The sequence below is a fragment of the Marinobacter sp. H13 genome, assembly GCF_059072335.1.
Window position 1 is genome coordinate 639,017 of sequence record NZ_JCACRU010000001.1, and the last position, 18,175, is coordinate 657,191.

15 protein-coding genes are annotated in these 18,175 nt (G+C 55.4%); 8 read left to right on the forward strand and 7 right to left on the reverse strand.

The features are described 5' to 3' along the window. Positions 1-12: 12 nt before the first annotated feature. Positions 13-1,041 carry a response regulator gene (locus tag AC5JQH_RS03030; RefSeq protein WP_491713971.1) on the forward strand — a complete coding sequence of 343 codons (1,029 nt, stop codon included), beginning with the start codon at positions 13-15 and terminating at the stop codon, positions 1,039-1,041. A 3-nt stretch (positions 1,042-1,044) separates the two neighbouring features. Beyond that, entirely contained in the window at positions 1,045-1,998 is a 954-nt protein-coding gene (locus AC5JQH_RS03035) for a sensor domain-containing diguanylate cyclase (protein WP_493805262.1), read from the forward strand. Between the two features lie 178 nt (positions 1,999-2,176). Here the strand turns inward: AC5JQH_RS03035 and AC5JQH_RS03040 are convergent, their stop codons facing one another. The 3 genes from AC5JQH_RS03040 to AC5JQH_RS03050 form a co-directional block, all read right to left on the reverse strand. Beyond that, on the reverse strand, positions 2,177-2,545 hold the full coding sequence (locus AC5JQH_RS03040) for a histone-like nucleoid-structuring protein, MvaT/MvaU family (protein ID WP_053112590.1): 369 nt from the start codon (positions 2,543-2,545) through the stop codon (positions 2,177-2,179). A 156-nt stretch (positions 2,546-2,701) separates the two neighbouring features. After that, the gene (csx16, locus tag AC5JQH_RS03045; RefSeq protein ID WP_493805263.1) at positions 2,702-3,004 is read right to left on the reverse strand and encodes a CRISPR-associated protein Csx16; all 303 of its coding nucleotides are present in this window, start codon (positions 3,002-3,004) and stop codon (positions 2,702-2,704) included. Next, complete coding sequence (locus tag AC5JQH_RS03050; RefSeq protein WP_493805264.1) at positions 2,989-4,209, reverse strand: Card1-like endonuclease domain-containing protein; 1,221 nt, start codon at positions 4,207-4,209, stop codon at positions 2,989-2,991. The genes csx16 and AC5JQH_RS03050 overlap by 16 nt, the downstream gene beginning before the upstream one ends. A 27-nt stretch (positions 4,210-4,236) precedes the next feature. Between AC5JQH_RS03050 and AC5JQH_RS03055 the strand changes: the two genes are divergently transcribed. From AC5JQH_RS03055 to AC5JQH_RS03080, 6 genes are read left to right on the forward strand one after another with little or no spacing between them, the layout of a single operon-like run. Beyond that, complete coding sequence (locus AC5JQH_RS03055; RefSeq protein ID WP_493805265.1) at positions 4,237-5,112, forward strand: hypothetical protein; 876 nt, start codon at positions 4,237-4,239, stop codon at positions 5,110-5,112. Between the two features lie 4 nt (positions 5,113-5,116). Beyond that, positions 5,117-7,069: a hypothetical protein gene (locus AC5JQH_RS03060; protein WP_493805266.1), complete on the forward strand. Its 1,953-nt coding sequence runs from the start codon at positions 5,117-5,119 to the stop codon at positions 7,067-7,069. A 27-nt stretch (positions 7,070-7,096) separates the two neighbouring features. After that, on the forward strand, positions 7,097-9,166 hold the full coding sequence (locus tag AC5JQH_RS03065; RefSeq protein ID WP_493805267.1) for a protein kinase domain-containing protein: 2,070 nt from the start codon (positions 7,097-7,099) through the stop codon (positions 9,164-9,166). Next, entirely contained in the window at positions 9,163-9,981 is an 819-nt protein-coding gene (locus tag AC5JQH_RS03070; RefSeq protein ID WP_493805268.1) for a serine/threonine protein kinase, read from the forward strand. Before AC5JQH_RS03065 ends, AC5JQH_RS03070 begins: the two co-directional genes overlap by 4 nt. Further along, entirely contained in the window at positions 9,978-13,001 is a 3,024-nt protein-coding gene (locus AC5JQH_RS03075; RefSeq protein ID WP_493805269.1) for a DEAD/DEAH box helicase, read from the forward strand. Before AC5JQH_RS03070 ends, AC5JQH_RS03075 begins: the two co-directional genes overlap by 4 nt. Next, positions 12,998-14,230, forward strand: a complete 1,233-nt coding sequence (locus AC5JQH_RS03080) for a hypothetical protein (protein ID WP_493805270.1) — start codon at positions 12,998-13,000, stop codon at positions 14,228-14,230. Before AC5JQH_RS03075 ends, AC5JQH_RS03080 begins: the two co-directional genes overlap by 4 nt. 11 nt (positions 14,231-14,241) lie before the next feature. Here AC5JQH_RS03080 and tviB read toward each other — a convergent pair whose 3' ends face one another. The 4 genes from tviB to AC5JQH_RS03100 form a co-directional block, all read right to left on the reverse strand. Continuing rightward, on the reverse strand, positions 14,242-15,504 hold the full coding sequence (gene tviB, locus AC5JQH_RS03085) for a Vi polysaccharide biosynthesis UDP-N-acetylglucosamine C-6 dehydrogenase TviB (RefSeq protein WP_493805271.1): 1,263 nt from the start codon (positions 15,502-15,504) through the stop codon (positions 14,242-14,244). A 198-nt stretch (positions 15,505-15,702) separates the two neighbouring features. Continuing rightward, the gene (locus AC5JQH_RS03090; protein ID WP_053112594.1) at positions 15,703-17,256 is read right to left on the reverse strand and encodes a Fic family protein; all 1,554 of its coding nucleotides are present in this window, start codon (positions 17,254-17,256) and stop codon (positions 15,703-15,705) included. A 229-nt stretch (positions 17,257-17,485) separates the two neighbouring features. Further along, entirely contained in the window at positions 17,486-17,761 is a 276-nt protein-coding gene (locus AC5JQH_RS03095) for a GxxExxY protein (protein ID WP_493805272.1), read from the reverse strand. A gap of 149 nt (positions 17,762-17,910) precedes the next feature. Next, entirely contained in the window at positions 17,911-18,162 is a 252-nt protein-coding gene (locus tag AC5JQH_RS03100; protein ID WP_493805273.1) for a DUF2442 domain-containing protein, read from the reverse strand. Positions 18,163-18,175 lie beyond the last annotated feature (13 nt).

Genomic DNA, 18,175 nt, shown 5'->3' on the forward strand with positions numbered 1-18,175 from the left:
ACGGCTTCCTCAATGACCACCCGCATACTGATCTGCGACGACTCCGCCCTTGCCAGAAAACAAATGGCCCGGGCCCTGCCGGAGGGGCTGCGGGGGGATGTCAGTTACGCAAAAGACGGCGTGGAAGCCCTTGAGAAATTGCGGAGGCATGAGGCAGAGCTGATGTTCCTGGATCTGAACATGCCGGAAATGGACGGCTATCAGGTACTGGAGCAGATCCGCGAGGAAGACCTGCCGGTGATGACCATCGTGGTTTCCGGCGATATCCAGCCCGAAGCCCGGGAGCGGGTGAAAAAACTCGGCGCCATCGATTTCATCAAAAAGCCGACAGAAACCTGCACCGTACTTGACCTGCTGGTGGAATACGGAGTGTACCGCCCCGGAGAACTCGAAGATTCGGCGCTACAGGACAGCAGCCTGAAGAGCACAGGCAGTGCCGCTCCGGAAATCTCCGTTTCCCTGAACGACTACCTGCAGGAGATCTCCAACGTCGCCATGGGCCGGTCCTCCGACCTTCTGGCTCGCCTTCTGCGCGTCTTCGTGAAACAGCCGATTCCCAAGGTAGCCTTCCTGGCCAACTCCGAACTGCACATGGCCATTTCCTCGGTCAGCGACAGCGACACCTATTCCGCCGTGTGCCAGGGCTTCACCGGGGCCGGCATCGCTGGAGAAGCTCTTCTGCTATTCGCAGACGCCAGCTTCCGGGAAATGGCGGAAATGCTTCACTACGACACCCTGGTAGGTGAAGCGGTGAACGTAGAGGTTCTGATGGATATGTCCAGCATACTCTTCGGCGCCTTCCTTAAAGGCATTGGCGACCAGCTCGACCTGAAACTCAGCCTTGGCCACCCCACGGTGCTGGGGCAGCACCGCCAAATTACCGAATTGTTGGAGCACCACAGCGCCCGTGAAGAACAGCTGCTGTGTATCGAAATCTGCTACGCCCTGGAAGACCGGGACATCGAATGCGACATGCTGATCCTTCTCACCGAGGATTCAGTGCCTTTTCTCGAAGATCGCCTGCAATATCTGGTGGACTGACTCATGGCCATAGAAGAATCTGAAGCCAACACCTTTCATTGGCTGATGGACATGCTGGAATCCGTGGAAGTGGGCCTGGTGGTGCTGGACCTGGATTTCAAAGTCGAAGTCTGGAACGGATTCATGGAAAACCACAGCGGCATCACCGCCAGCAAGATCCAGGGCCAGGTATTGTTTGATGTATTCCCGGATATCCCCCAAGCCTGGCTGACCCGCAAAGTAGATGCCGTAGCCCTGCTCAACACCAAAGCCTTTACATCGTGGGAGCAACGCCCTTACCTGTTCCAGTTCCGCAATACCCGCCCTATCACCGGAACTGAAGAGTACATGTTCCAGAACCTCACCATCAGCCCGCTCTCCGGCACAAATGGGGAAGTCGAGAAAGTGTGCCTGATGGTGTACGACGTTACCGACATCGCCAGCAGTAAAATGGCTTTGGAACGGGCCAACGAACAGTTGGCCAAACTGAGCATGACCGACCGCCTCACCGGCCTGCTCAACCGGGGCACCTGGGAAAACCTGGTGGACGCCGAATTCGAACGCTTCCGCCGCTACGGCCACACCACCAGCCTGGTGATGTTTGATATTGACCACTTCAAGCCGGTTAATGACACCCATGGCCATCTGGCAGGGGACGAAGTGATCAAACACACCGCTAGTCTCACCCGCAATGCCATCCGCCAATCCGACAGCGCTGGCCGCTACGGCGGTGAGGAATTCGGCATCATACTGCCGGAAACCGACGCAGAAGGCGCACGTATCATCTGCGAACGGATACGAGAGAGCATTGAACAGAGCGTGGTGGAAACCAGCGTGGCGCCGATCCGCTATACCATCAGCATTGGCATTGCCCAGTTAACGGAAAAGCCTGAGAACTATATGCAGTGGATGCAGAAGGCGGATGAGGCGCTGTATGCCGCCAAGGAGGGGGGAAGAAACAGAGTGGTGGTTGGTTAATCCCCCCTCTCCCCAACCCCTCTCCCGCCAGGGGAGAGGGGCTAAAGAAGAACTTTGATTTTGAGCTCCCCTCTCCCCCTGCGGGAGAGGGGCTAAAGAAGAACTTTGATTTTGAGCTCCCCTCTCCCCCTGCGGGAGAGGGGCCGGGGGAGAGGGGGGAAGCAAATGCAGGCCTGAATCAGTCCTGCTGCCAGCTCTGCACAGCTTCCTTACCATGCTTCTGACGCCACTCATTCAGCGTCTTATGATTGCCACCACGGGTCTTGACCACTTCACCGGTGTGCGGGTTCTTGTAAGTCTTCATCGGGCGCTTTGGGCGGCTGCCAGCGGTTGTGTCAGCCTTTGCCCCGGACACTGAGGGATCAATTGCAGAAAGAATCTGAAGAACATCCTTCGGTGACTTGTCATACTCCTTCATCAATGCGCGAACCTTGTTTTCAAACTCCAGTTCGCCTTTCAGAGCCTGGTCTTTTTCAAGCTGTTCCAGCTCTGCAGAAAGCTTTTCCATAAGCTGTTTCTTCTGGTAGTAATCGTTAATCTTTGCCATGGAATTAAAACCTTATTCAATTAGGGGTTTTAAAAAGATATAGGAGTTGACTTGAAGTCGAGCCCAATAATATACGATCGGTTTTTTATTGGCAAAATAATTTTAACCATTAGCCAGATTTAATGTTGAAATTAAGCACAATATTAAATGCGCGGCCTAGACTTTAATCACTTTGTATTCCTGAAACTTCGCCCCACCTGCTTCCATTTCTTCGGGGGACAGTTCTTTACCGCGTAGAGAGGGTGACAAATCAAGCACCAAATGAATATATCTCGCTCCCCTGCCGTTTATCAGGGCGACCAGAGGTATAGGTAAGGTGCCATACACTACGTCACCCTCTTTTACCTGCTCGGGCGCAAGGTGTTCAACCCAGCAATCAACATGAATTCCCTGGCGACTTGCCCACTCCCTAGCTCCCGAATGCCTGCTTACAAACCAACAAGTCACACCACCTCCCATTTACCAGTTTGCATCCAATGTTGTATTGAATATTTCAAATTCGATAATTGCCCGGCTTCACAGGTATAAAGAGCAACACTCCCGGCTCTGGCCCTAATATTTACTTTACGACCACCACGAGTAGTCCGTTCCAGAGGCTGAAAAGATACTAATAGTCCCGCTCCCAGAATGCCTCCTGCCTGGTCTGCCAGGCTATCCAATTTATATACAGTATCTTGGTCCTTACCATCCCTTGCCAGGTTGCCGGTTTTACATTCAATAAGCAGTAGCTGATTTGCGTGAACCACAGCAACATCGATCTCATTTCGAAGATCCGCCTTGCGGGCAAAGTCGTCTGTCATAGTCAGGCTCAGCGCAACCTCATCCACCCCACAGTCTCTGGCTACTAACCAGACGTACTCTTCCAGCCAGGCACCACTGAGGTATTTCACTGCATCCGGCGCGCTTAACCTCCATTCCGAGTGATCTTTGCCAGGCGCGAGCACGCCCGTTTCTACAAGACGTTCCAGCGCCCTGAGCGCCAGCCCCCTTGGGCGACCTTCCAGCCTGAGTGCCGACGGTGAATCTCCGCTGCCATGAAACGGCCCCAACTGCCTGTTGAACTGCGATACCAACCAGCCCAACTGATCTGCATTGTTCGCAAGAAACCGGGTAGCCGGTTTGCGCATATCTGCCGCTTCCCGCCAGACAGGATCACTATCCTGCCGACTTCGAACCGTTTTACCTTCTGCCTTCAAATAAAGTTCCAGGTTGAGCACCGATGCCATGGGCACAGGAGGCTCGCTCCTGGGGTGCAACACCTCAATGCTCCTCCCGGGTGTATCAACATAAATCACCCGGCGCTTTTCTGTGCCGGCGCCGAATACAGAGCCAAAGGCCATGGCCATCAACTTGTTTCCGCCGGTGGCATTATAAACAATGCTGCAGCCTGGGTGGCGGGCGATTAGAGCCTCTTCTATTTCCAGCGCCCGCAGAAAGATCCCGTCATAACCGGTTGCAGGAAGGCCCTCAAAACGGTCAACCAGTTCATCGGCCCAACCAGCCATGGCCAGCGTTTGTTCGAAGCTATCCGCCTCTGCGGTCATCCCGTCAGAGACCGCAAGCGCCACCCGAGCAGGATTTTCCTGCAAAATAGGTATCAAATTTGCCAGCGGCTGGCCGGTTACAATACACAGCTGAACGACCATTGGTGTACAGTTAGCCAAAATTTAACATCTCCATGGATACTTTTTTTGATCTCTAAAAACACCTACCAACAACAAGCGAAACAAGCCGGCTCAACCCGTTCCGCCCGCCAGCTGATCACCACGCTGTTTGGCGGAATGGATAAATCCTCCATTATCAGCATCGTCGTCATGCTGATGTTATTGGGGTGGGCAACCGATACCCTTTTCGAAGCGTTCTCAATTCTGCGCAGCGAGGCTTTTTCTGTCCATCGTGCCCTGGGCGCTCTCGTTTCTGCGGCACCGGTGCTGCTTTTGATTCTGTGGCTGACAACCTTGCACCGGAAGGCAAGAACACGCTTCGAGAAGGCCCTACTCTCCGCCCAAAGCCTGGACGTTCAGCCACGCCATCGGCTGGTCATTTTTCTCAGCCATAATCGCGAACAGGCGCAGAATGTAATGACACCGGAAGCAACTGAACGACGCTCTGTCCACAGTAACTGGCGCATTCCCCTTGAAGCCATTCACGCCCACGCATCCAAAGGTACTCTAAAAGAAGTCTGGATCATTGGCTCCTCAGGCGAGCAGTCGTCCCATCAGCAAATTCCGCACTTTGTCGAGCTACTCAATGCATGCCTTCCTGACGCCCAAACATTCAAAGTCCGGACTCTGGCAGATATTGCACCAGAAAGCTGGGGGCAAGGCATTGATTTTGATAATCTCTCAGAAATAGTCGATGCGCTGGAAACGATCCGATTACACATAACTCCCCAAGCGGCGAGGAACGATCTGATTGTTGATATTACGGGCGGGAAGTCGATCACCTCATCAGCAGCCACGCTTGTTTGCCACTCCCAGGGGATCGCCTTCCAATATGTCGACTGCCCTGGCGAAGAGGTTTATCAGATCAGGGAATACTCACTTAAAATGGAAGTACCGGACTAAACTTTTGCAAGACACGCACCAAAAACCCGCACCACTGCAGGGGCACTTCCCACTGCTCAAACACTTACTCACTGAAACCAGCTCAGACGCACTGGTCCCCATGCTCGGTGCACGACAACGCTGGCTTCTGCTCCTTGAGATATGCCTCGGCCATAGTCGAGTGCGGGGCGGCAGAAGCCGTGACTATCCGTTTTCCAGACAACGGGCCAACAGCCTGGAACTCGCCAACGCCCTGCAGCAGACAAAGATGCCATTCCAACCCGGGCGAAAACCGATCAGCGTCGAGATATCCTGGTTCAACGTCCTCGTATGTCTGCTCCTTGCAGAGACGGCCAAAGCAGAACAGCACCGAACCGCCCTTTCGAAGGAGTTGTACTACACTGCAGCGCTTGAAGTCATTATCGACTGCCTGGTCGAGCCAGCCCAACAACAGACAGCGCTGGATCTTCTTGGCGTCTCCCATCAGGGTCAGGAACGGTCCCGCAAATTCCGCACCTTATTCCGGCGCGAAGGACTCAGGGCTGCCCAAATCATGGCGAGCCTGTCGGCCATGCGCGCAACACATCCCGAATACAGCGCGAACGATCTGCCGCCTTTGCTGGGCCTTCAGCCCCAGCTGTTGGACACTCTAACCACTTGCAAAGTCGATTTGCTCTACCTGAAAGTCAAAAAAGCGCAAACGTTTCTTTCTGCCTGCACCAAACCTTTCATACAACGAGGGGCCAGCGCCTGGTGCTCACAAATGGCGGCCCGCATGAGAGATCTCTTGGCCGAGGAATCTGCACAATACGGCTTCGAACCTGCCCTGCTGATCGATAACGATGCCGTAACCATCCTGGCTTTCCCGCAAGGCGGCGCCATATCCGGGCCGGCAATATCCAACGCGGCAACCCGGTTTTTCCTTGATCCGGACAGCCCTGAACACCTGTCCAGTTCCCTCATACGCACATTCTATCCGCGCCTTGCCCCCTACTACGAGGCTGCCCGCAAAGAGCAGCTGGCAACCGCCCAGATCCTGCCCCTGATGGGCACAGAACACAGAAAAGGCCTGTCGCTCTTTCAGTTGGCCACTGCCAACTTGTTACCGGGCCAAAACCACATCAACATTCCGGGTGTGGACTCCGAGGACACCCTGATCGACCTCCAGTTCAAATCCACACCCTCCCGGCACCCCTGCAGCGGCCACCGGTTATCGGCAGCTTTCACCAATAGCGAGAACCAGATCCCTATCTGGTATAACCCAAGTGGACGCCAAGCCTATGGCTTTGCCAGCACCGCCTTCAGCCTCGCTGAAATAACATTTTCCAGAATGACGGGGCAGGCAATCTATGAGCGACTGAGAGATGAACACCAACTGCCTGTAACCCGGCCGGAGACCCGTCGGGACCTGATCCGGGCACTGCCTTATGCCGACAACCGGATAACCTATCTAAAATACGATGGCGACAGCGTAGGCCAGAGATTCAGCGCGCTGCCACTGTGTGAACGACCAGAATTGAGCACTCAGCTCGAGTCATTGTTGCGAAAAAGCTGGCTCGAAGCCCTGACAAATCTGATCAAGGCACACAACTTGACGGCCGGGCCGGTTGATCTGCTCTATCTGGGTGGTGACGATCTGCTCCTCGCTTTACCCGGCGCCCTTGCGGAGCAGTACACAGAATTACTGGACGCGGCTCTAATAAAATACAGCGGCGCCAACCCGATTCAATTCACCTTTACGGCCATCACTGAACCGGTACCAGAAACCGCTAACCATGGCAGCGAGGAGGGTGGCCCAAGCCCAGCCCACAATATAATGGCTGTCAACGAATCACTTGACTGGGTCAAGGTCCTTAAAAAGGCCGGCCAGCTCCATGAACAATTCGCCAGGCACGCTCCCGGACCTGCTTCTGCGCGCCTGGACACCATAAAACACTACACTTTGAGCGCGGGTGCGTTTTTCACAGCAGAAATCTGACCCACACGAACCGGAAGCCTGTCATACATGAACGCTGTACTGAATTTCCTGGAAGCACGGGGCAGTCTTAACGAAGGCGATGCAACCTTTATTCACCCCAGCGGACGTCAGGCCATCTTGCTGGATGGCGTATCCGGTGCAAACCCGGGGCGTGCCCGGCAACTTTGCCTGAACTGGTTGCAGGCCAACGCCGGAGAACACCCGACCGCTCCAGCGGCAATTTTTGAAAGCCTGCATGAGCGACTGGCCGCCTCCGATTGCCAGGCCGTTGGTGCAGTCGTAACCCGAACCGGCCAACGCTTCCAGGTCGATTATGTCGGCAACATTCGCCTGTATGCATTTTCAGACAACCAACCGGTTCGGCTGTTGTTGGATGAAGCCCTGTCGCAGCCAGACCAGACACTCGGCCAGCCCCAAGTGCCGGTTCCGGAAACCAGGCTGGTCGACCTTCAACCCGACACCAACTTTCTGCTGACATCCGACGGTGTCGACCACAGAAAAGTCACGGAAAGTGGTCTCAATGCCAGTGATTTCAGGGGGGCCAGCCTTTACCAGCAGTTGGCCCCGATGGCACGGGAGAACGACTGGAGCGCACTACTGTTCCCCGTGGCCGAGCAGGCCGAGCTGGTGCGAAAGGAATGGCCGTATAACCCTTTCGAAGGCGTACAGGAAGAACGCTACCATGAGCGGACCGGCCTTCAGGCAATTGCTGATGCCCTGTTCGCCGAAAGAACCATGGCCGGGTTTCGGATTATCCCGTCACCAGCCATAACCTCGAAAAACAGTTCACGCTGCCTGGACGGACTCCTGGTATGCCCTCTGGGCATATTCCCCCTGGAGCTGAAAGACTACTACGGCGACATAACCCTGCATCTGGGCAAAGATCAGCGGGAGTCCCTGATTATCAGCCATAACGGCAAACAGCAGAAAACCACCAATCCGGTGGTTAAAGTTCGTGAAGCCATCAGGCCGTTCAGCATGATTCCGGCATTGCAAAGCATTCAGGAGGTCAGAGCAAGACGGATGGGCATTGTCGTCTTCACCCATCCGGCCGGAAAGGTAACCTGCCTGGGCATGGACAACACACCCTGCCCGCTGCCCTGGCAAGATGGCGAGGTGCTGATCTGCCAGCCGGCGTCCATTGCCCAAGGCATCAAGGCCTACGCCAGAGAATACACGGGTAAAAAGTTCCGGGCGCAACTGAGCGAGGCCGACATAGACCAGATATGTCGGGGACTGCTAAATGTAGACAGCGCCCCCGAACGTAATCCGGTGGGTGGCGGCTTCAACGTTGATTACGAGAATCCGCTGGCATCGGAGAGCAGTCCCTATTACACGGTGTACCCGGCTACCCTCGATGGCGATCAACTCTGGGCAAAAGAGTTCAGGCTCTCAAGCCTCAGCGGTGTGTCCCGTGCCGAGGAGTTAAGCCGCATTGGCCGGGAAGCGCGGGTCCTTCATCGCCTGAGCCGCCGCCGGATACCTGGCATCCCCTACTTTTATGAAACCCGCAGTGCGCCTGATTCAATGCTGGTTTTTGTTGAACCCGGTGCGCCATGGACACTTGAAAAGTGGATCTTTGGAAACCCGACCAGAGAAGCCCGTCTGAAGCTCCTGGACGCGCTCGCTGGTATGCTGGCCGCGATAGCAGAGTTGCGGCCGGCGGTCGTCCACCGGGCCATTACTCCCCGCAACATCCGGGTTCAGGAAGACGGCAGCCCGCAGCTGATCAATTTCGAACTGTGCCAGACAGATACGCTTGCCACCCTTCTGGTCGATGCCAGGCAGACGTTCAACCAGTCCTACCAGGCGCCGGAGGTTAATCAGGCCGGAAAACGGCTAACCCCGGCTACGGATGTATACAGTTTCATGCTCTGCGTCTACTTTGCGCTAACCGGCCGCCACCTGATCGGCCAGGAGGCCCGCGCCTTCAAAGCCCAGAAAATACGCCCCGGCTTTTATCGTAGCCTGGTTTCCACCCTGGGCCTGCCGGCACAAGCGGCCCCGCTCTGGCAAAAAGCACTTCACGATACCCCAGCCGAGCGGCCGGCATTCGCAGAAATCGGACAGGAACTGCACCGCTGGAGCACCCTATGACGGCAATCCTCAACGCCCGCAAACTGCAATTGATCGAGACCTTGTACGAGAACAGCCAGACAGGTCGGGCCCTGTTCAAGGTCCGTCACCAGGAAACCGGCCTGCTTTACAGCCTTAAACGACTGAGCCTCGCAGAAAACAGCGAAACCGTCGCCCGTCGGGAAATTACCGCTCTCAACCGGCTCCCCTTTGGCCTCGCTCCCCACTGCCATCAGCTCTTTCAGGACCAGCACTGCCTGTACCTGCTACTGGACTGGATCGGGGGTACGCCGCTCAACCGGTTCTTTACCGGGATGCCGAAAGACCGATACGACCTGGACCGGCGGCTGCTGGCACTGAACCTGGCTGCCAGACGGCTCGACACCATACACAAGGCAAAGTTAACGCACCGTGATATCAAACCCGACAACCTCATCGTAACCGGCGCTGGCGAGCGCCTGACAGACTGCTATCTGATTGATTTCGGCCTCGCCGCTCAAGGCCGAAACCAGGAGGAAGGCACCTATTGTTATCGGGCCCCTGAACAGGACCTACGGCGGGATAAGAATATTTCACCAGCCACCGATGTCTTCGGGCTTGGGCAAACCGGCTGGTTCCTGGTGACGGGAACGGCCCAACAGAGGGACTACAACGCTGATTACAGCGACTGGGCACCCTCCGCTCCGCCCATACTGCCGGCATTTTGTGGCACCCGGCTCCCCGAACTACTGGAAAAGGCAACCCGATTCGACCCTCGGCAAAGACACACTTCCGCCAGCCAGTTTGCCAACGAAATCAACGGTGCCCGCAAACAACTGCAAGGAAACAGACGGTGATCAATCCGGATATCAGCCAACAAAACGTTGCCTTCTGGGGCGAACAACACACCGCCAACTGGGGTCGGATCATACCGCTCATCCTGCCCCAGACCCGAAAAGCCACGAGCAGAAACTGGCCCCGGACAGGTCCCGGTGAGGCGCAACTTTTCCAGCAACTCAGGCAAGCCCGGCGTGCGTGGGCCATGGTTTCTCAAGAGGACCAGGTCACCCTGATTGTAGGTCCCTACAGCCTCAGAGGCAGTGTCAATCAGGGCTCCGGAACACCCAAGTTGTGGCTCGGCAATGTTAACTACGCCACCAATGCCGACAGGGCACGGGCGTTCCGCGAGGGCATTCAGCTGTCCCACGATGGCATCGAAATACTCACCCCCCAGGAAATGGGCAACCTGGAAAAACGTGACCAGTTCTGGGCCAGCGGGCAATATGCACAGGATCTTCGAGAACTCATCCGCACGTCCTGTCCTCTGGCCGGCCAGGCAGGACAAACAGCGGATACCCACCGGCAGATCTCTGAGCTGGAGGCCGACCTGGTGTCGGGCCTCGAAAGCTTCATCGACGCCGAGTTTGAACTGGAAGAGCGACTTGCCCAGCAAACCCCAGGCTTTCTGTTTACCAACCTCAAGGCACTCTCCCGCACCCAGTACCGCAAACAGTACTATCAGGTGACCGTGGATGAGCAGGATTACGAGCGGATTCGCGAAATCAAGCCTTCGATTCTCGCTCCCGCCGATGCCATGGGGCTGCCGGATGACCTCCGATTCTCCGTTGAGGATCTGGAACCGGTCTCCGGCAAGGCAAAAATCAACCTGAGCCTGGACACACAGACCGATCACCTGAGAATACCCGAATCCGGCGAACTTCTGCTCGCCGCACTACCTACCCTGCAGCGCGTCAGGAAAAACGTTCTGGAACAACTGGCCGAAGGCGCCACCACCAATCCCTGGCTGCTCCCCTTACTCGCCGGAGAGTACGAATTCCAGCCCACCGATATGGCAGAAGTTACCCTGCCCGAAAGCGATTACCCGCCCACGGCGTCGCAGTTAAAAGCCATCCGAAAAGGCGCAGGTACCAACGATTACGCACTTGTCCTGGGCCCGCCCGGCACCGGAAAAACCACCGTTATCCTCAGCTGGGTCCGGCACTTTGTGAGCCAGGGAAAAAGAGTCCTGGTGACTTCCCAGAACAATAAAGCCGTCGATAATGTACTGGAGAAACTCGCAGAGGATGAAACCTGTGAGTGCATCCGTATTGGTAACGAGGCCAAAATCAGTTCCACACTCGCCCATATAACCCTCGATAACAAAGCGGCGGAATTGCAAAGCAAACTGTTCGATAAAGAAGGGAGGGCACTGGAGTATCTGAGGCAGTGCCAGGCATACGCCGATAAACTCCGGTCGTCAGCCTCCGGGATTGAAGCCCTGAAGCAGCAAATAGACGCCCAGAGCAAGGCGGAGCAGTCGGCCCAATCACAGTGGAGCACCGTCAAAACCGAGACCCGGACCCTCGAAAAAAGCATTCACCGGCTCTCCCAACAACTGCACAGCCTGCAAAACCGGTTGCACAAGCTGCATAGCCCCGTGGCGCCGGCCGGGCTGAAACAGATCCTGCAACTGCTCTTCTGTATTCCCGCCCTGATCACCAAAATCCGCCTGGTCTTCAGCGGCCGCAAGGTTACCCAACAACAAAAGGCCCTGAGCACCGCGCTTACCCGGGAGCAAACCCTCAACCGGCAGATACAACAACTCCAGGCGGAGCTTTCAGAACTGCGCACCAGGCAACAAGGCTTTTTCAGAGATCGCCCGGATGATCTCGTTGCCGGCCTCGCTATACCCGGTCCGGAGAACTTCAGCACTCAGGCGGTCAACGCCCTGAAAACCCGGCTGGATGAACTCCAGGCAGACATTGAAGGCTGGTTCAACGAGCTCCGTTCAGCGCGGCAGGAAGCCCTCTACGACCTGCTTTTCGAGCACGTTAACGTTGTCGGTGCCACCTGCATCGGCATTAATACCCAAAAGCGCTTCCGGAACATGAAGTTCGATGTCGTTATCGTAGACGAGTCCGGCCAGATTCAGGCCCACAACCTTATTGTCCCCCTGTCCAGGGCGCCCAAAGCCATCCTGGTGGGGGATCACAAACAACTGCCTCCAGTTGTCCAGGATGAAGTTCTGGAGGAGATCGAAAGCCGTGGCGCCGGCCACCTGGACCACCTTTACCGCAACAGCTGGTTCGAAGAACTCTGGGAACTGACCCCGGACCACAAGAAAGTCATGCTCGACACCCAGTTCCGATGCCCGGCCGTGATCAGCGATTTTGTCTCTGAAGCCTTCTATGACAACGGTTACTTTGCCGGGAAAGGCATGGAACTGAAAAAACCGCTGTTCTCTTTTACCCCCAGCCCGATGGTCTTTGTCGATACCCGAACGATTTCGGACAGGTTCGAGAGCAGTGTGCAGCAGGATGGTCGCAACGTGGTGCAGGACAACAAAATCGAGACAGAACTGGTGGTAAACCTGCTGGAGCAAGCCCTCGCCGAACATCCGGAGCTCTCAGAACAAAGAGAAATCGGGGTCATCGTGCCCTATGCCAATCACGTGAAAAAAATCCAGCAGGCCATCAAAAAGGCCCAACGGCAGAGCCGCCTGAAACACCTGACCACCCCACTGAACGAACTGGTCGCCTCCGTTGACAGTTTCCAGGGCCAGGAGCGGGATCTCATCCTGTTTCCGTTCACTCGCTCGAACACACGAGGCAGCGTCGGGTTTCTGGCCGACTGGCGGCGATTGAACGTGGCACAGACCCGAGCCAAAAGACAACTGATCATGATTGGAGATTCCTCAACTCTCACCCGTCCTGGGAAACTTAAGCAGGCGCCCGATACGGAATTCAAGCAGGCCATGAAAACCCTCATCACACACTGTGAGCAACGCAACGCGGTCCTCGATGCAGCAAAATGGCGATACCGGGAGTCACCAGGCACAATTCAGCCGTCACAGAAGAAGAGGGAGCCACAGTCATGAATGCACCTGACCGCGCCAGAAAAGCCGTACCCTCGTTTGTCCGGGAGAAACGTCTGGAGCAAGCCCTGGCAGAACTTGGCCACCAGCTCTACTACTCCTACCCTTGCCGATTGCCATGCCTTGAGCTGCAGCTTCTGGTATCGGAGCGGGGCCGGGAAGAAATCAGCAAATACGACCTGACTCTGCTCAAGCTCATCAGCCACGGTATCCAGTCTCCTGAAGACCTGGCCACGTTAACCGGCCTGGCTTTCGAGAGGGTGGAAAGCTTTCTGCTTCAAAAAGAAGGGGAATTCCTGCTCGAGCACAGCAAGAACGGCTGGTCGCTCACCAGTCTTGGGCTGGAATCCATTCGGGCAGGGGTGCCGCTACGCGCAATCAGCCGAGCGGTCAGATACTGCGCTCTGACTCACCGTTTGCTGCCCCACGGGGCCTACCTGCAACCGTTCGATCTTATCGAAACACTGACTGCGGAAAAAATCCGGTTTCAGGACCTGATTCCGGAGCCTGAAACCGTGCCTCTCACGGGGCTTGACCTGAGCCTTTATCCGGATCGCCGCGCCGTTAATCTGACCGACGAGACAGAAACGATCATGGAAGTCAGAGGCGTTGCTCCGGCCTACTCCCGGGGATTGCTTCACCTCTCCGGCAAAAAGAGCGCAAGCCAGGCCTGGATTCAGTGGGGAGCAGACCTGCGCGCCTACGACATCGCCAGCGTCAAACCCCTAGTGCGGGCCTTCAACCCGGACCGGCCGAGCTCCGGCGGTTCGGAAAAAACCAAAGCACAAGCCATCCTGAACCACTTCGAGGAAGCCGGCGCAGACATCACCGGCAACCTTGAAATCAATCACCTCGGCCTGCCCACGCTCACTCTTCAGGGCGGTAGCGACGACTTTTTCAGATCCAATGCGCTTGGCACCGGCCGGCCCTGGCTAGCGATCTGCGGAACCCGTCAATACCCGGCCATTCCCGTCACAGGTTGGCCGCTCACGCCACAGCTTCAGGGCCATACCCTGCAAGTGATCGTCGCCAACAAAGAGATGGAGGAGCGGATCAACCTGGTCCGTTCCGCCTTGAGGCACTTGGACAAGTTCTACGACGCTCCCCCCAGCCAAAGACCCACAAACACCGCCCGGGAGCATCTGACTGTCGAGCTGGGGGACTCACAGGTGAGTCGACTTCAAGACGAGGCGGAACGGTTTCAATTAAAACGCTTGCAGGCCATTTTATAGCGCCGAAACGGTTACAACCGAAGGTCTGCCTCGCCCAGAGGCAGCACACCCTTCAAATCAAACAAAACTCCGTTGTCTTTCAGATAAGCCCGCAGCTCTTTCGAAGTTTTAGCGGCGTATTCACGATGAGGCACAGCCAGAAACAGCGCATCGTAGTCACCGGCTTTCGGAGCCTCCACCAGTGAAATCCCATATTCATGCTCGGCTTCCGTATTATCCGCCCAGCAGTCTGTCACATCCACGGAACAGCCGAAATCCTGCAATTCACGGATAACATCAATCACCCGGGTGTTCCGCAAATCCGGGCAATTTTCCTTGAAGGCCAGCCCCATCACCAACACTTTTGACGATGCCACGGTATGCCCGGTTTTAATCATTGCTTTAACCAGCTCGGCCGCCGCATACGGGCCCATATTGTCGTTTACCCGCCGGCCGGACAGAATAATCTCCGGGTGATAACCAATGGCCTGGGCCTTGTGGGTCAGATAATACGGATCCACACCAATACAGTGGCCACCAACAAGCCCCGGTTTAAACGGCAGGAAATTCCATTTTGTGCCCGCTGCCGCCAGCACTTCGTGGGTATCAATTTTCAGGCGCGAGAAAATCATTGAAAGCTCGTTCATCAGCGCGATATTCAAATCACGCTGGGTATTTTCGATAACCTTCGCCGCTTCGGCCACTTTAATGGAACTGGCTTTATGGGTGCCTGCCTTAATAACACTGGCATAAAGCGCATCCACTTCATCCGCAATATCCGGAGTGGAGCCAGAAGTAACCTTCATAATGCTGGTCACCCGATGCTCTTTATCGCCCGGATTGATTCGTTCAGGACTGTAGCCAGCAAAGAAATCCTTGTTAAACGTAAGGCCGGAGACTTTCTCCAATACCGGAACACAAACTTCTTCCGTGGCGCCGGGATATACCGTGGATTCGTAAATCACGATATCGCCCTGCTTCAGAACCTGCCCAACCGTTTCACTGGCTTTTACCAGAGGCGTTAAGTCCGGCGTTTTGAACTCATCAATAGGGGTGGGCACAGTCACAATGTAAATCTGGCAATCGCGAATGCCTTCAAGATCATCGGTAAAAGACAAACCAGGCGCCGCAGCCAATTCTTCCCGGGAAACCTCACGGGTAAAATCAACGCCATCGTTCAGCTCGGCAATCCGCTTTTTGCTGATATCAAAGCCGACAATCTCACGCTTTTCGCCAAAGGCCGCGGCAAGAGGCAGTCCCACATAACCAAGACCAATAACTGCAATCTTCTTCATTTGAAATCCTTTGCGAGGAAGCTCAATACGGCGACCATACGCCCTACTCTGATGGAATAATTATGTCTGTACCAGCCAGGGATTGAAAACACCTTTTATGATGCATCCGGGCCAGGTAATCCACGGCATTTGGATGGCCTTCGATCGAGCGGCCAGCGGCGAATAACTGCACTACACAGAGATATGCCCTCACCAAAATCATCGTTGATTCACATCCGGCAGATCGGCAAAACCTTCGGCTACGGCCTGCTCTAGCTCCGATGCAATGTCGGATTGCGCCAGCACCGGAAATTCCTTCATCAATTTGCCACTGACCCGGCCATGCTGGCGTATCGCCCGGATCATCCGATCAATGTGCTCATCGGGGCCTTCAACCCAATCCTTGATCGCCTCGCGTGTGCGATACCACGCCCGCTGAAAGGCGGCCTGATGGTGCATCTCGTGCTCCAACGTATGCCGAATGATCGCGAACAGATATTCCGTATGTTCGGTCAAGTCCGGATAGCTCCAGACAGGTGCTGCCTCCTCATAGGCATTAAAAACAAAATCCGATTCAATACCATCTGCGTAGGCCACGCGTTCCTGGGTGAAATCGACCGCATCACGGTAAGCCGACATCAATGGCCGGGAGTAACGTTCAAGAATTCGATCATAGTCGGCCCGCCTGACCGCCGAGGACGTTATCGCCGCTGAAACCGGCAAAATAAAAGGCTCAGGCACCACGCCGTCGCGGCGAAGAGTATCATTCACCAGAAAACGGGAGATTCGTCCATTACCATCAGCCAGCGGATGAATGAAGACGAACCCGAAACTTGCCACAGCAGCGCGAACCACTGCATCGCCCGGATCGGTTTGCGCCAGAAAACGCTGCAATCCCTCCAGCATGCCTGGCAACCACTCCCAGTGCGGGCAGACGTAATGAACAACTGCACCGTAATCGATCGAACTACTCCCAACAAACACAGGCGATTGCCGAAGGCCCGTCCGGATCGTGGTGGTTCCCAGGATAGCTGACTGAAACTCACTCAGGGCGTCATCATCAAGGGGGGAATCCAGCCGGCCACAATACTGTTCCATGGCGGTGGCAAAACGGCGTATGCGATCCTGATGCTGCCCTTCGTGCTCGATCGCGAAACTGGCACGGCTCTCTTTAATAGTCAGCCACACTGCACTGCGACGCAAAATATCCGGTCCAAACTCCCCTTCCATCGCTAAAAGCCTGTCAGCGATTCCATATTGACGGGCTTCCAACACTGAAGTCGTGCGACGAACAAGGGGGCAGAATTCAGGGGTTCCCGGCAGGTTGTCATTAATCCGCCAGCGGCGGTTACGACACCCCCCGTTAGCCGCCGTAACATACACTTCGGGATCCAGCGCATCACGATAGTTGCCACCGACACCCTCCACTGCCAGAGTCTTGCCGGTTAGCCATTCGTAGAGAAAACCAGCACGCCGGGCATACTGGCCGGTAGGTTCAGAGCGTATCCAGTCAGCAAGCGCCTCTGCGGGCAATGCCCCAAACAACCTTGCCAGAAACTCCAGCGCCACCCCTTCGTGTTTTAAAGCGAAGGTCAGGTGCGCGCCCAGCGTGCCTTGCGGGCGCATCGCCTCTGTGTAGTATTCCAGGCGGCGGCCGGCCTGGTCGTAGGTTTGGCGCCTACGCCCGATACGGCTCTCCAGCGGCAGCGGCTGGATTGCCTGCACGTCGTAACGTGCTGCCAACCATGCATAGCCAATTTCATCACCCGCCATCGTGCTCAAAATGATTATCCTGCCAAAAAAACGATTAAAACTGCCAGCTTTTCAGAAAAAACAATTCTAGCAGGTGCCGGTCACGATATATATCTGGCAATGGCGTCCCAGTAGGGCTTCAGATCCCGGTATATCCGGGGGAATTCCGCCGCCAGAGAAGAATCGACGACAATTTCCAGAGATCCCTGGTGAAGGAGGGGGCTGCCCTCCCATGAAAAACCCGGCCCGGTCATAACACCACCCGCTTTACCACAGCCTTTGGAAACGAAAAATTAACCAACAGACCAAGCTCTTTCCCTGTGGCTTTGAGGTAGTTGATTAACTGCGGCTCCGCCGATATCGGCATTTGCTTCTGGGCTTTAAGTTCGATGATGACGGCGTTCTCGACCAAAAGATCGACCCGGTGTTCGGCAATGGGCTCGCCTTTGTGACCTGCTCCCAGATGCCGGTATACCTCATACACACAGCCGGTAATACGGTAGCAAAGCTCTTTTTCCTTGAGCATCTTATATCCTTATTTTCAAGAACATTTTCGCCACTAAATCCACGAAAGAACACGAAAGGGAAAGACAAGGAAGCCCTGACTTTTAATCAGTCAGTCTTTGTTCGTATTCTTTCGTGGATTTGGTGGCAAAAATCTTTATCTTTTCCATGTCAGGCCGCGTGATCACGTTTTGGGTGGGTTTGGTCGCCTTGGCCAGCCAGCAACCCCTGGACGCTGATATCCTCGTCCAACGAATCCCAGTGAATACCATGAACACTCAGTTCAAAGTCATCTCTGGCTTTTTGTTCCGCGTGCAGCAGACGTGGAAACCAGGCCAACGGAGCACCGATTGTGCGGCCGTCAGAAAGAGTGACCCAAAGATTGTCTTCATCAAACCAGACTTTTTCAGGCGAAGTAGTCATGCCAAGCATCCTC